General features: G+C 45.4%; 13 protein-coding genes and 1 pseudogene. 9 read left to right on the forward strand and 5 right to left on the reverse strand.

From position 1 onward, the window contains the following. The first annotated feature begins 57 nt into the window (after positions 1-57). Positions 58-1,467: an NADP-dependent phosphogluconate dehydrogenase gene (gene gndA / locus BXO87_RS13845; protein WP_003153241.1), complete on the forward strand. Its 1,410-nt coding sequence runs from the start codon at positions 58-60 to the stop codon at positions 1,465-1,467. A 91-nt stretch (positions 1,468-1,558) separates the two neighbouring features. On the opposite strand, the gene zwf is transcribed toward gndA, so the two are convergent. Continuing rightward, the gene (gene zwf / locus BXO87_RS13850) at positions 1,559-3,028 is read right to left on the reverse strand and encodes a glucose-6-phosphate dehydrogenase (protein WP_012117935.1); all 1,470 of its coding nucleotides are present in this window, start codon (positions 3,026-3,028) and stop codon (positions 1,559-1,561) included. 208 nt (positions 3,029-3,236) lie between these two features. On the opposite strand from zwf, the gene rnz reads away from it, so the two are divergent. Together rnz and rpmG are read left to right on the forward strand one after the other, a co-directional pair. After that, a complete protein-coding gene (gene rnz, locus BXO87_RS13855) occupies positions 3,237-4,163 on the forward strand; it encodes a ribonuclease Z (protein ID WP_032866386.1) in 927 nt (308 codons plus the stop codon). Between the two features lie 78 nt (positions 4,164-4,241). Continuing rightward, complete coding sequence (gene rpmG, locus BXO87_RS13860; RefSeq protein ID WP_003153246.1) at positions 4,242-4,391, forward strand: 50S ribosomal protein L33; 150 nt, start codon at positions 4,242-4,244, stop codon at positions 4,389-4,391. Positions 4,392-4,440: 49 nt separating this feature from the next. Here rpmG and BXO87_RS13865 read toward each other — a convergent pair whose 3' ends face one another. The 3 genes and pseudogenes from BXO87_RS13865 to BXO87_RS13875 all read right to left on the reverse strand — a co-directional run bounded on the left by BXO87_RS13865 (position 4,441) and on the right by BXO87_RS13875 (position 6,808). Further along, positions 4,441-5,214, reverse strand: a complete 774-nt coding sequence (locus BXO87_RS13865; RefSeq protein ID WP_043867272.1) for an alpha/beta fold hydrolase — start codon at positions 5,212-5,214, stop codon at positions 4,441-4,443. A gap of 113 nt (positions 5,215-5,327) precedes the next feature. After that, on the reverse strand, positions 5,328-6,344 hold the full coding sequence (gene namA, locus BXO87_RS13870; RefSeq protein ID WP_003153250.1) for an NADPH dehydrogenase NamA: 1,017 nt from the start codon (positions 6,342-6,344) through the stop codon (positions 5,328-5,330). 139 nt (positions 6,345-6,483) lie between these two features. After that, positions 6,484-6,808 (reverse strand): annotated as a pseudogene (locus BXO87_RS13875) (GlpM family protein). 138 nt (positions 6,809-6,946) lie between these two features. Between BXO87_RS13875 and BXO87_RS13880 the strand changes: the two are divergent. Further along, complete coding sequence (locus tag BXO87_RS13880) at positions 6,947-7,825, forward strand: LysR family transcriptional regulator (protein ID WP_047935935.1); 879 nt, start codon at positions 6,947-6,949, stop codon at positions 7,823-7,825. 191 nt (positions 7,826-8,016) lie between these two features. Beyond that, on the forward strand, positions 8,017-8,142 hold the full coding sequence (locus tag BXO87_RS21165) for a hypothetical protein (RefSeq protein WP_007408400.1): 126 nt from the start codon (positions 8,017-8,019) through the stop codon (positions 8,140-8,142). 16 nt (positions 8,143-8,158) lie between these two features. Here BXO87_RS21165 and loaP read toward each other — a convergent pair whose 3' ends face one another. Continuing rightward, the gene (loaP, locus tag BXO87_RS13890) at positions 8,159-8,689 is read right to left on the reverse strand and encodes an antiterminator LoaP (protein WP_007408401.1); all 531 of its coding nucleotides are present in this window, start codon (positions 8,687-8,689) and stop codon (positions 8,159-8,161) included. A gap of 733 nt (positions 8,690-9,422) precedes the next feature. Between loaP and fabD the strand changes: the two genes are divergently transcribed. Genes fabD through BXO87_RS13915 form a run of 4 tightly spaced genes read left to right on the forward strand, consistent with a single transcriptional unit; the run spans position 9,423 to position 14,360 of the window. After that, positions 9,423-11,681, forward strand: a complete 2,259-nt coding sequence (fabD, locus tag BXO87_RS13900; RefSeq protein WP_038459091.1) for an ACP S-malonyltransferase — start codon at positions 9,423-9,425, stop codon at positions 11,679-11,681. 40 nt (positions 11,682-11,721) lie between these two features. Further along, positions 11,722-12,702 carry an LnmK family bifunctional acyltransferase/decarboxylase gene (locus BXO87_RS13905; RefSeq protein WP_038459089.1) on the forward strand — a complete coding sequence of 327 codons (981 nt, stop codon included), beginning with the start codon at positions 11,722-11,724 and terminating at the stop codon, positions 12,700-12,702. 24 nt (positions 12,703-12,726) lie between these two features. Beyond that, entirely contained in the window at positions 12,727-12,999 is a 273-nt protein-coding gene (locus BXO87_RS13910) for an acyl carrier protein (protein WP_038459087.1), read from the forward strand. Beyond that, a complete protein-coding gene (locus tag BXO87_RS13915; RefSeq protein WP_076851364.1) occupies positions 12,996-14,360 on the forward strand; it encodes a long-chain fatty acid--CoA ligase in 1,365 nt (454 codons plus the stop codon). The genes BXO87_RS13910 and BXO87_RS13915 overlap by 4 nt, the downstream gene beginning before the upstream one ends. The last annotated feature ends 9 nt before the right edge of the window (positions 14,361-14,369 follow it).

Below are 14,369 nucleotides of genomic sequence, written 5' to 3' on the forward strand. Positions count from 1 at the left end.
TTTTATTTTAATTTAAATTTTAAAATGGTTAAACGTTTGAAGAAGGGACGTTAGAATATGTCAAAACAACAAATCGGAGTTATCGGTCTTGCGGTAATGGGTAAAAATCTGGCTCTTAACATCGAAAGCCGGGGATTTTCTGTGTCTGTATACAACAGATCAAGCAGCAAAACGGAAGAGTTTTTAGAAGAGGCAAAAGGCAAAAATGTTGTCGGCACATACAGCATTGAGGAGTTTGTCCAGTCTCTTGAAACACCCCGTAAAATCTTATTAATGGTTAAAGCGGGAACTGCAACGGATGCGACGATTCAATCTCTTCTTCCTCATCTGGAAAAAGACGATATTTTGATTGACGGCGGAAATACATACTATAAAGATACACAGCGCCGGAACAAAGAGCTTGCCGAAAGCGGCATTCACTTTATCGGAACGGGTGTATCAGGCGGTGAAGAGGGAGCGCTGAAAGGGCCTTCTATTATGCCGGGCGGCCAAAAGGAAGCGCACGAACTCGTAAAACCGATTTTAGAAGCCATTTCTGCTAAAGTGGACGGAGAAGCTTGTACGACATACATCGGCCCGGACGGAGCGGGGCACTATGTAAAAATGGTGCACAACGGTATCGAATACGGTGACATGCAGCTGATCTCTGAGTCATATTTCATTCTGAAACAGGTGCTCGGATTGTCTGCCGAAGAGCTTCACGAAGTATTCGCTGAGTGGAACAAAGGAGAGCTTGACAGCTATCTGATTGAAATCACGGCTGATATTTTCACTAAAAAAGATGAAGAAACGGGCAAACCGCTTGTTGACGTCATCCTTGATAAAGCTGGCCAAAAAGGAACGGGTAAATGGACAAGCCAAAGCGCTCTTGACTTAGGCGTGCCGCTTCCGATTATCACTGAATCTGTTTTTGCGCGTTTCATTTCCGCAATGAAAGAAGAGCGTGTGAAAGCAAGCGGCCTTCTGTCCGGACCAGACGTTAAGCCGGTCACTGAAAATAAAGAAGAGCTGATTGAAGCGGTCAGAAAAGCGCTCTTCATGAGTAAAATCTGTTCTTACGCACAAGGCTTCGCCCAAATGAAAGCCGCGTCTGAAGAATATAACTGGGATCTGAAATACGGTGAAATCGCGATGATCTTCCGCGGCGGCTGTATCATCCGCGCGGCGTTCCTGCAAAAGATCAAAGACGCATATGACCGTGAACCGGAGCTTGACAACCTGCTGTTAGACAGCTACTTCAAAAACATTGCAGAAAGCTACCAAGGCGCCCTTCGCCAAGTGATTTCACTTGCCGTAGCCCAAGGCGTGCCGGTACCTTCGTTCTCAAGCGCACTTGCGTATTACGACAGCTACCGTACGGCAGTGCTTCCTGCAAACTTGATTCAAGCGCAGCGTGATTACTTCGGCGCGCATACGTATGAACGCACAGATAAAGAAGGCATTTTCCATACTGAATGGATGAAGTAATGAAGAAGCCCCCGCATTGATTGCGGGGGCTTTTCCTGATATTAAAAACCGCGGGCCGTCATGAACGGCGCCGCGGTTTTTTAATTTTTTCTTATATATTCCACCAGTGGAGGCCGTCTTTTTCAAGAAGATCGTCCGAAGCTTTCGGTCCCATTGACCCGGCTTCATAATTCGGAGAAAGGGTTTTGTCGGCTGCCCACGTTTCGGAAATCGCATCGACGAAATTCCAGGAAAGCGCCACTTCGTCCCAATGGGCAAAGTTTGTCGCATCACCGAGCAGACAGTCATGGATTAATTTTTCATAGGCTTCCGGTGTGTTCATTTCATCACTGCAGTTGCTGCAGTAATCCAGCTTAATCGGCTGAGCATGAGCGGCTCCGCCTAATTTTTTAGCGTTCAGATATAGTGTGATGCCTTCATCCGGCTGAATATGGATGACAAGCAGGTTCGGATTTACATTCGTTTCATTGCCGTAATAAAGGTTCATCGGAATGTCTTTAAATTGAACGACGATTTTCGTTGATTTTTCTTTCATCCGTTTCCCTGTGCGGATATAAAACGGAACGCCGGCCCAGCGGAAGTTATCGATTAACAGCTTTCCGGACACGAATGTTTCCGTATTGGAATCCGGTGCTACATTTTGTTCATCTGTATAGCTCGGTACAGCGTTTCCGTCAATCGTACCTGCTTGGTATTGTCCGCGGACGAAGAAGTCACTCACTTCGTTTGGAGCGACAGGGCGGAGAGCTCTCAGCACCTTCACTTTTTCGCTGCGGATTTCTTCCGTGTTCAGTTTAATCGGCGGTTCCATCGCCAAGAGAGCGACCATTTGTAAAATATGGTTTTGAACCATATCACGGAGTGCGCCTGATTTTTCATAATATCTCGCACGGTCTTCAACGCCGAGATCTTCACTTGACGTAATCTGGATGTTTGAGATGTAGCGGTTATTCCACAGCGGCTCAAACAGCGCATTCGCAAACCGGATGACTTCGATATTTTGAACCATTTGTTTGCCTAAGTAATGGTCGATCCGGTAAATTTGATCTTCCGTGAAAGCTTCGCGTATTTCTTTGTTAAGCTCTTTCGCACTCGGCAGATCATGGCCGAACGGTTTTTCAATGACGAGACGGGACCAGCCATTTGTCGCTGTGACACCTTCGTTTTTAAGTGATTTTGCGATCGTGCCGAAAAACTCAGGAGCCATCGCCAAGTAAAACATTCTGTTGTTCGGGATTTCATATGTATGTTCAAGCTGATCCAGCAGGACATTCAGCTCCTGATAGGAACCCGGATTCGTTACATCAAACGGATGGTAATAAAAATGAGATGTGAAATCGTCTATGTCTTTTTGCCCGGCAGAAGAAACAGACGTTTTAACCGTTTCCCGGAGGTCCTCGTTTGACCAAGGTCTTCTTCCAACACCTACAACTGCAAACTCTTCACCAATTTGACCATTTTTATATAAACGGTGAATGGATGGGTAAAGTTTTCGTTTTGCCAAATCCCCTGTGGCACCAAATATTACAATTACTGCTTTTGGTTTGTCGTTTGTTTTCACTTAGAGTACCTCACTTTATCTGAAGCATGGTTTAAAACCCCGCATATTTCCTTCATTTTAAATCTAAAATTCATTGAAAGCAAACATTTCAGCCTGTTTTTTGCGGTTTGCGGAAAAAAATTAATTAGGCCGGAGAAGGCCCGGGTGAATTCACATTTTCAGCCTGATCCTGTATTCTTAGTAGTACAAAGATCTAGGAGGAAGCATTGTGGAATTATTATTTTTAGGGACGGGGGCCGGCATGCCGGCAAAGACGAGAAACGTAACGTCCGTCGCGCTGAAGCTTCTTGAAGAAAGGCGTTCGGTATGGCTGTTTGATTGCGGAGAAGCCACTCAGCATCAGATATTACATACAACAATCAAACCGAGGAAAATTGAAAAGATTTTCATCACCCACCTTCACGGCGACCATGTTTACGGTCTTCCGGGTCTGTTGGGGAGCCGTTCATTTCAGGGCGGTGAAGAAGAGCTGACGATTTACGGGCCAAAAGGCATTAAAGCCTTTATCGAAACAAGCCTGAACGTGACGGCGACTCATCTGACGTATCCTCTTACCGTACATGAAATCGAAGAGGGGACGGTTTTTGAAGATGAGCAATTCATTGTTACCGCAGCATCCGTCATTCACGGTGTGGAAGCGTTCGGCTACCGGGTTCAGGAAAAGGATATTCCCGGCGCATTGCAGGCCGGCAGATTGAAAGAAATGAATATCCCGCCCGGACCCGTCTATCAGAAACTTAAAAAAGGCGAAACGGTCACACTTGACGATGGCAGAATCATTAACGGGCGGGATTTTCTGGAATCCCCGAAAAAAGGGAGAATCGTCGCTTTTTCCGGGGATACGAGGGCATCAGAGCGGGTAACGGAGCTTGCGCGCAATGCGGATGTGCTTGTTCATGAAGCGACGTTTGCCAAGGAAGATGCAAAGCTCGCACATAATTATTATCACGCGACGACAGAACAGGCTGCGCAAACGGCAAAAAAAGCAGGCGCCAAACAGCTGATCTTAACTCATATCAGCGCAAGGTATCAGGGTGAATCGCCGATAGAGCGTCTCGAACATGAGGCGAAAGCGGTATTTGAGAACAGTAAGATCGCATTTGACTTCATGGAGGTCACTGTGGAGCGGTCTTAAAAAATAGACGCTTGACATTTTTTTCTGATGAGATATAATAAAACGTAATAATTACGATTTATATAAGGGGTGAAAATGATGCGTGTGAATGTTACATTGGCCTGTACAGAGACAGGGGACAGAAATTATATCACGACGAAGAACAAAAGGACGAATCCGGACCGGTTAGAAATGAAAAAGTATTCACCCCGGTTGAAAAAGTATACTTTGCATCGTGAGACAAAATAGATCACGATAACAAAAGCCATTGTGCCGTTGCACAATGGCTTTTGTTTTATCAGTTTACCGCCTGATAGGCAGGAGCATTCATTTGCTGGCGCACCGCGCACCAAACATCATAAATGGCAAGGTGGACGATGTGCGGTTCATCGTGGTGAATGGCATGAGAACTGTTTTTGGCCTGAATCCATCCGCTTTGATAAGAGACATCAAGCATGCTTCTGTGCAGTTTCACCCATTGTTCATGAGCGTGCTTTAAGCGCTCATCCCGCTCTCCCGATGATAAAATCAACAGCGGCATATCGCCGAAGTGAATCTGCTGATGCTGGATCTGCCTAAGGCTCGTTAAAAATTCCGCGTGTGATCCTTCCAATTTGAACTGTTTCAAATAGGCGGCCTTCATTTCTTCAGGAAGAAGCGGAAGCACTTTCGTCTCCTGATCCTCAGAAACCGGATCAAGCAGCACCATCCCGAGAATATCCCGGCGGTTCCGGCTCGCCCAAAGTCTGCTGATAATCGTGCCGTATGAATGCGAGACGACAAGGTAAGGAGGCTTGACGCCGGCCTTCAGAAGAAGAGCGTTTAATTCCTGTACCATATGGTCCGCCGTTCTCTTGTTTCGGCTTCGTCCGCTTTTGCCGATTCCGGCTCTGTCATATGTGAAAACCCCAAATTCTTCATCTATGTCAGCGAGTAATGATGTCCATGTTTCAGAAGAAGTGCCGTAGCCGGCTTCAAAGACGATCGTCACTTCGCCGGCGCCTTTACGGTGTTTCGTATAAAACGGACACCCGTCAATCAAATATGTCCTTTCCATCCATGCTGCTTTCATTGGAGTCATCTCCTCTAATTGGTTCTATAGGGAAGACGGAGAAGCTTCGGCAATCGTTTCTCGAAAAATAAAAAAAGAGACAGCCGGATCGAAAAACTCCGGCTGTCACTTCATCACCATGCTCTGTCGTATTGGACCGGTGACGGTATTTCAGTATTCAGCTGCTTCGCTGCACTCCTTGCAAAGTGCGGATCGCGCAGAAGTTCTCTCGCGACAAAAATAAGGTCAGCGCGGTTGTTTTGCAGAATTTCTTCGGCCATTGTTCCCGTCGTTATCAAACCGACGGCGCCTGTTGCGATTTCGGCCTGTTCACGGATTTTCTCCGCGAAGCTCACTTGGTAGCCGGGGAAGACGTTAATATCAGCTTGAACGAGTGCGCCTGAGCTGCAATCAATGAGGTCGACTCCCTGTTCTTTCATCCACTTCGCAAAACCGATATGATCCGCAATGTCCAGCCCTTTGTCTGTATAATCCGATGCAGAAATACGGACAAATAACGGGCCGTCCCAGACTTCCTTGACGGCTTCAATGGTCTCGCCTAAGAAGCGGTAGCGATTTTCATGTGAGCCTCCGTATTCGTCTGTACGGTGATTGGACAGAGGGGACAAAAATTCGTGCATTAAGTAGCCGTGTGCGGCATGAAGTTCAATAATGTCAAAGCCGGCTTCTTTCGCGCGCGCCGCTGCCTGTTTGAATTCCTGAATGGTTTCTTTAATTTGTTCTGTCGTCATTTCAGCCGGTGTTTTGGACTGCTCATCGAACGGAATGGCTGACGGAGCGTAAATGTCTCCCTCAAGCTCAGCTTTACGTCCGGCGTGCGCAAGCTGAATGCCGATTTTAGATCCTTGCGCTTTCACTTGTTCCGTCAGTTTGGCAAAACCTTCGATATGATCATCGCTCCAAATGCCCAAATCCTGATCGGAAATGCGCCCTTGAGGATTAACGGCTGTCGCTTCCACGATAATCAGGCCGACCTGTCCGATTGCACGCGATATGTAGTGCGCCATATGAAAAGGCTGCAGTTTTCCGTCCTTCTCATGTGAGGAATACATGCACATCGGTGCCATAACAATACGGTTTTTGATCGTTACATCTTTAACGGTCCATGGTGTGAATAATTTTCTGGCCATTTATTTCGCCTCCCGGAATGTTTTTAGACATTGATTATAACAACTCATGATCATTCAGTCATATAAACTGCTCACAACTGAACACATCGTTCTTATTGTTCTGGACGGGCATTTTTTTATACACAGCGTGGCCGTATCTTCATAACAGGCATTTACAGCCGATCATATAGCAAATATAGATGAGAAACGCACCGATGACTGCGTGGCCTCCTTTGAACCAGTTTGTCAGGATGAAAATACTGCTGATGAAGATCACTGCGCCGAAGGCACCGAATATTCCGTTTTTTTGAGCTGGTTCTGAAATCGTCGGGGCTCATATTTTTCAGCTGCAAGTGAATATTCAGTAACGTCATGATCGGCAGCAATGTGATAACGCCTGATAAGAATAAGTATTTCGATTTGCTTAAATACGCGGCGGCCACCATAACGGTGCCGCCGATAAAAAATTGAATGAGAAAACTCATGCTGAAACGCTCACCTTCTGTTTGTGATCAAGTATAATGATGGAAACATTGCCATTTTATTTTTGATTGATGTATAAGTAAACTAAATATAACTAATGCATTGGATAATAAAGAATGATATCTGGGAGATGAAGCCGGTTGGATTTAAAGAAGCATTTAGCCTTTATTAAAACGGTTGAAAGCGGCAGCCTGACCCAAGCCGCTGCCATATTGAATTACACACAGCCGAACATCAGCCAAATGATCAGTAAATTAGAGGAAGAGTACGGTTTTCCGCTTTTGATCAGACAGCGGCATGGAGTGAGGCCCACCGCAAATGGCTTGAAAGTGTTACATATTATGAAGGAAATTCAAAAAAACTATGAAAAACTGTCTGAAACCGTTGATAATATTAATGGGTTAGAAAGAGGGGAAGTCCGGCTCGGCACTGTTACGAGCGTGGCGGTAAAATGGCTGCCGAAAATTTTGAGGGAATTTAATGAGCTGTATCCTTCCATTAAGGTGCATCTGTTTGAAGGAAATTCTACTGAACTGGAAGAATGGCTGAAAGATGACAGGATTGATGCGGCGATCGGCACATCCCACAGCGAGAAGTGGCATTTTTACCCGTTGGGCGAGGATCCGATTGTAGCGGTGATGAGCCCGCAGCATGAATTGGCGCAATGTGAAACGGTTCCGTTACATGTCATGGAGTCCGTCAAATGTATCGTGCCTTATCCGGAGACACATTTTGATGTGCTGAAAGTGCTGAAGGAAGAAAAGATTACGCCGCGGGTCGCTTATCAAATCAGAGGGGATGAAGCGATTATTGCAATGGTGCGGAACAATCTGGGGATCAGCATCTTGCCGCAGCTTTTGGTGAATGATTGTGATGTGCTCATCAAACGGTTCGACCGGTATGTCTCCAGGCAGCTCGGCATTTTGACAGCTCATACAAAGGAGACGCAGACACCTTCTGTCCAGAAACTGATTCAATGCATACAAGAATGGGTTGCGGTCCGTCAGGCTTCTGTCTGAAGAAGCCTGATGTGCGTTTAAGCCGGTTCAGCATAATAGAACAGCATAAAATATGTCACCGGTTCATCCGAGGAATTAAAATAACTGTGCGGCATCGCCCGAAGTCAGCACATGCTTTTCGTCATCAAGCTCAACCGTCAATTCACCGCTCTTGATTAAAATGTATCTTCCCCTAAATGTGATTTTGCCTCATGGGCGCAGCCCGGCTTCAGGTCAACTATGTCAAAAAGTTTGACCGTGACGGTGGTGAGCGGGGTTATTTCGGTGTCGGGCTTTCGTTTGTATATAAAAAGGGCATCAACGGCACATGCTGTTGATGCTTTTTTTGAAATGCTAGGGTTTGGAGAGCACTTCAATTCCGACGTTGACCATTTTGTCCAGTCCCATAAAAGACAGGCAGATTTTGGCGCGTCTTTTTCTTTTATCGATCTTTTTAATAATGCCTTCCATTCCTTTAAGAGGCCCTGAGGCAACGGTTACTTTTGAATTTTCAATATAGACTTTTGAATAATCTACAGTGTCTCCTTCTCCGATCAGCCTAATGATAGGGAGGATTTCTTCATCCTTAATTGTCGTGAAATAGGTTTTACGCTCTTTGGAATAATATGCGCCGTTATTCACGATTCTGCATGAAATGGGGAGTTCTTTGATTTTATGAAATGTCCGCTCTGTCATCTTCGTTTTAAACAGCACATATCCCGGAAACATCTTTTTGAGTGCCTCGTATTTGATTCCGGCTTTTCGTTCTGTGACTTTTTTCTTGGGTATGATTGAGTAGAGAGCCTGCTCATCAAACTGCAGACGCAGAAATTTTTGAACTGTTTCTTCTTTTCCGGACTCTACAAAAAGTGCGTACCATTTCATGACTGGGTCCTCCTTAGAATAATAAGAAATTATTATACAAAGAAAGTATTTAATGGATAGTATTTAAAGTGATTAAAAATTTTTCTAATTCGTCTTTTTTTTACATAATATATGAAAATGAAAAATAAGTATAGACCCAATTGACAGAGAAGCGATGAATTTTCTTTGACATGAATAGGGTTCAGGGAATTATCTGACATTTATCCCGAAACAATTATGCCGACTGTCCACCGAACATAAAACTGTGGAATAAATGTCAGAAAATAACGAAATAAAGCCTTGACATTATTATCTATAAATTGATATTATTCTCTTTAAATAGCAACTATTTGTTAAATTTATTAAATTGATGTAAAGCACCTATTAAATTTCAATCGCTGTTTCGGCACGTTGAAGAGGAAATAGGGATTATAAAAATGATTGTAGTGTATATATCTACATATACATGATAAGGGAGAAGTGTGCCGTCATGGCTGTTTTCGGGCATATTGGCACTGCAGCTTGTCATGCGAAACATTCAGTAAACAAGCAAGATGTCTTTATATAAATTATGTTAGAAAAGGAAAACACAATGCGTTTGCGATTTCTAAACCTGTGCTGAATCGCAAACGCGTTTGTGTTTTTATTTTTATGCCGGTGTTTACACCAGTCAATATATGAAATAAGAGACGTTTTTGTATGGAGATCCACATGTGATGTACAAAATTGGCGATGCGGAAAGGATGAGGATAAGATGCTTACGTTTGTGTTCCCGGGGCAGGGTTCTCAATTTAAAGGAATGGGAGCCGGACTGTTTGATGAATTTCAAGATCTGACACGTCAGGCTGATGACATATTAGGCTACTCTATAGAAGAATTGTGTCTGGAGGATCCGAATCACCAGCTGGGGAAAACGCAATTTACCCAGCCGGCGTTATATACGGTGAGTGCACTCAGTTATTTAAAGAAAATGAAAGAGTCCGGCAGAGAGCCTGATTACGCCGCAGGGCACAGTTTAGGAGAATATAATGCGTTATTTGCGGCCGGCTGCTTTGATTTTGAGACCGGTTTGCAGCTTGTGAAAAAAAGAGGGGAGCTCATGAGCAAGGCAGCTCCCGGAGGCATGGCGGCGGTTTTGGGGTTTACGGCTGAACAAGTAAAAGAGGTTCTATCCGATTATCATCTGACCGGCATTGATATCGCTAACCACAATTCACCTTCGCAAATTGTGATCGCCGGAACGAAACAAGACATTGAAAAAGCGGGCCCCGTCTTTGAAAAAGCCGGCGTGAGAATGTACCTTCCTTTAAATGTGAGCGGCGCCTTCCATTCCCGCTATATGAAAGATGCTGAAAAAGAGTTCGCGGATTATTTAGAAAGAACGGCGTTTTTGCCTCTTCGTTTTCCGGTGATCTCAAATCTTCATGCCGCACCTTATCAGAATGATGAAATCAAAACAAATCTGACTTTGCAAATGACCAATCAGGTAAAGTGGACGGACACGATACGCCGTCTGATGGGACTTGAAAATAATGAAATTGCAGAAGTCGGGCCCGGGGAAGTGCTGACAAAACTGACGCGGCAGATTAAAAAAGATGCCGCCCCATTACCTATGCCGAAAGAAGAGTCTGATACTGCCGATGTCAAAGCATCGTCAGCTGATCCGCAAAAAACGGCGGGAATGAGATTAGGGAACGAAGATTTTAAAAAAGATTATAACATCCAATATGCTTACATGACGGGCTCCATGTACAGGGGAATTGCTTCGGAACAGATGGTCATTAAAGCGGCAAAAGCGGGAATGCTGGGCTTTTTCGGAACGGGCGGATTGAGTATCGAACGGATCGGACAGGCCATCGGAACCATCCGGTCTGCACTGCGGCAAGGGGAAACATTCGGAATGAATCTTCTTCATCATATGATGTCACCTGACAAGGAAGTCAGAATGATAGATTTATATTTGAAAAACGGCATTCATCTTATTGAAGCATCGGCATTTATGGGCATAACTCCCGCTCTTGTTATATACAGGGCAAAGGGATTAAGCAGGAATCATGACGGGTCGGTGTCAGTTCAAAACAGAATCATCGCGAAAGTATCCCGACCTGAAGTCGCTGAGGCCTTTCTGAATCCTGCTCCGGCTCATGTGCTGGAAAGACTTGTGTCTGATAATCGGCTGACAGCCGGGGAAGCGGCGCTTGCAAAAGAAATTCCGATGGCTGATGACATTTGCGTTGAAGCGGATTCAGGAGGGCATACCGACCAAGGGATTCCGTATACATTAATGCCTGCCATGATCAGACTCAGAGACCGCATGATGGAGAAGCACGGTTATGCGAAAAAAGTAAGAATCGGCGCAGCCGGCGGCATCGGCACTCCGGAAGCGGCTGCTGCGGCGTTTCTGCTCGGCGCCGAATTTATCGGAACCGGTTCTATTAATCAATGCACGGTCGAAGCCGGGACAAGTGATTCAGTGAAAGATCTGCTTCAGGAAGCGAACGTGCAGGATACGTCATACGCTCCCGCGGGAGATATGTTTGAAGCGGGCGCGAGGGTTCAGGTGCTGAAAAAAGGACTGTTTTTCCCGGCAAGAGCCAATAAACTCTTTGACTTGTACAGACAATACAATTCTTTAGATGAAATAGATGAAAAAACGAAAACATTAATTGAAGATAAGTATTTCCAGCGCGGTTTTGAAGAAGTGTATGAGCAGTTGAAACGTGATAAATCTCCTGAACAGATTGCCAAAGCCGAACAGAATCCGAAACACAAAATGGCGATGGTATTTAAATGGTATTTTTCTCATACGACAAGGCTCGCTCTGGAAGGAAAAAGCGAAAGTAAAATAGATTACCAAATTCATTGCGGCCCTGCGCTCGGCGCGTTTAATCAGTGGGTGAAAGGAACCCCGCTTGAAAATTGGAGAAACAGGCATGTCGATCTGATCGGCAAACAGCTCATGGAAGAAACAGCCGGCCTTCTTGCGCAAAGGCTGGTATCGATTACAGGCTGAGTATGACCAGCCATTACATTTTTTCTGCGGAGGACAGACCATGCTGATTGAAAATCATGAATTAACGATGAGCCATGTCGGGTTAGGGAATTTGAATGAGTACGCGCTGCTGCTGTTATTCGGCAACGCACACAGTCACCATTTAACGGACGGAACGGGATTCCGGCCTGATCAGATGGCCGATCACCAAGGGCTGATTTTGTATCCGGCTTATTTTATGACACATCTCAAAGTTCCTTCAGATAAGCCTCTTGATCAGTACCGATTATGGGACGAGGTTTCCGTCGGAGTCGATATCTCCCGCTTTGGAGAAACCATATTAGAATCTGATTATTTGTTCGGGCCGAAAGGAGCGGTCAGCTCTGATAAAAGCGAGTGGGACCGGGGACGGTTTCCTTCAATGAAAGCCAATAGTTTAATTGTCGTCGACGTCACACAAACAGAAGGTTCGACCCGCAAAGTCTCAGCGCCTAAGGCTGAGTGCATTGCGGAACTTTCTAAGCTAGCCAAGCCGCCTTACGCGCTGATGCGGTCAAAGAAAATCAGAACGGACGCCTTCGGTATGAAGCCGGGCAATCTCAAAACAGCAGACCCCGTTTTATATCGGGTTCCTGTTGATCAGGATGCTGCGCCCGGGCATGCCATGGTGTTTGCGAAATTCAGCAAGATAATGGATGCGGCGGAATTTGAATGGATGACGCGCCGGTCGAAGCCGGGTTTTCCGGTTTCAATCGCGCGGCATTTATTTTTGCTTGAAAGAGAGACGTATTATTACGGAAATTGTTTTGCAGATGAAGAGCTTGATATTTATATGACGGGACACATTGAAGAATGCGATCCCGACTTTCACGGTGAGTCCCTCAGTATGATCTCAGTGGCGAAAATCAGCTATCAGATTGAAGTCTATATGAAAAGAAATCATACATTGCTGGCCATTTCCAAGGTGGATAAGCTGCTGGCGGTGCCGACCTCTTCACAAGATCATATTCCGGATTATAAACGGGTCATCAGAAGTTTATAAAATGAAGAATGGAGCTGAAAGCAAATGGAACAAACCAAGGAAATGAAGCAGATCATCGCTCAAATCATTCAGGACATTCAAGAACAGCAGTCATATCGGGCCGTCGAAGCGGGAGATGAAGTGAGAGTCATAGAGGATCTGGGCTTCTCATCACTGGATATCGCTCAATTAGTCGCACAGATGGAGATGGAAACCGGAGTAGATCCTTTTTCCCAAGGAGAAACAATTTCCAGCATTACAACCGTCGGCAGCATTTGTGATATTTATCAAAAATATATGGACAGTGCTCAATCATGAAAACAGAAAGCAGGGGAGATATCAGCTGGGTGACTGATAAGCTTAGGGAAACGCAAGACAGTGAGTTTCTCATTTTTAAAGGGCAGACTTTTACGTATGATGATTTGCTGACACGAATCAGCTTTTTTCAGAAAGAACTTAAACAAAACGGAATACGTGAAGGAGAATGTGTGGCGCTTATCGGGGATTATTCCCCGAACGCCATTTTTTTGCTGATGGCGCTTTTGTTAAACCGAAATATCGTTGTCCCTCTCAGCAATGAATCAAGGGAAAAGCACCTCGATATGTTTGAAGACGCGAAAGTGAATCAAATCATTGAAATAAATGAAAATGACAGCTGGACGCTTCGTGAAGGTTCTGAAAGCGCCTCTCACCCTCTGCTTGATGACCTGCGCGAGAGAGGGGAATCAGGCATTATTATTTTCACATCGGGAACCTCCGGCAAAAGCAAAGCATCCGTGTTAAGCGCCGGCCGGCTGCTTGAAAAATACAAAACGGCGAAGAGAAAACCGCTGCGTACGCTCATTTTTCTGAAATTAGATCATATCGGCGGCATTAATACGCTGTTTGCGATTCTGTTTAACGGGGGAACGATCGTCACATCAGTCAGCAGAACGCCGGAGTCCGTTTATCAGGCGGTCGACAAACATGCTGTCCAAGTGCTCCCCGCCACCCCGACCTTTTTAAACATGCTGCTGATGTCCAAGGCGGGTGCCGGCTATAACCTCTCTTCACTCCGGCTGATCACTTACGGCACAGAACCGATGCCGCAATCAACGCTGCGCGGCATTCACCGGCTGTTTCCGGATGTACGGCTGAAACAAACATACGGATTAACTGAACTGGGTATATTCTCAACGAAATCAAAAGACAGCCAATCCACTTGGATGAAAGTAGGCGGTGCCGGAACAGAGACCAAAATTACCGGAGGCACGCTTTGGGTCCGTTCTGAGTCGGCGATGCTCGGCTATTTAAACGCACCCTCACCTTTCGATGAAGACGGCTGGTACGACACCGGTGACCAGGTGGAAACAGACGGCGAATATATAAGAATTCTCGGAAGAAAGAGTGAAATCATTAATGTGGGAGGAGAGAAAGTGTTTCCGGCAGAGGTGGAAAGCGTCTTTCTGGAGATACCGAATGTCCGGGATGTTCTCATAACGGGCCGAAAAAATCCGATTACGGGCGAGATTGTTGCGGCAGAGGCCGTGCTTGAAAAAGAGGAAGATATCAAATCTTTCAGAAAGCGGGCCGTAGCTCATTGCAGACAGAAGCTGCAGCCATATCAGATACCGCAGATCATCTCTGTTACAGATCGGAAACTGTCTAATGACCGATTTAAAAAAATAAGAAACGTGTAAAACAGGAGG

The organism is Bacillus sp. GZB (genome assembly GCF_001975995.1).
GTDB lineage: Bacteria > Bacillota > Bacilli > Bacillales > Bacillaceae > Bacillus > Bacillus velezensis.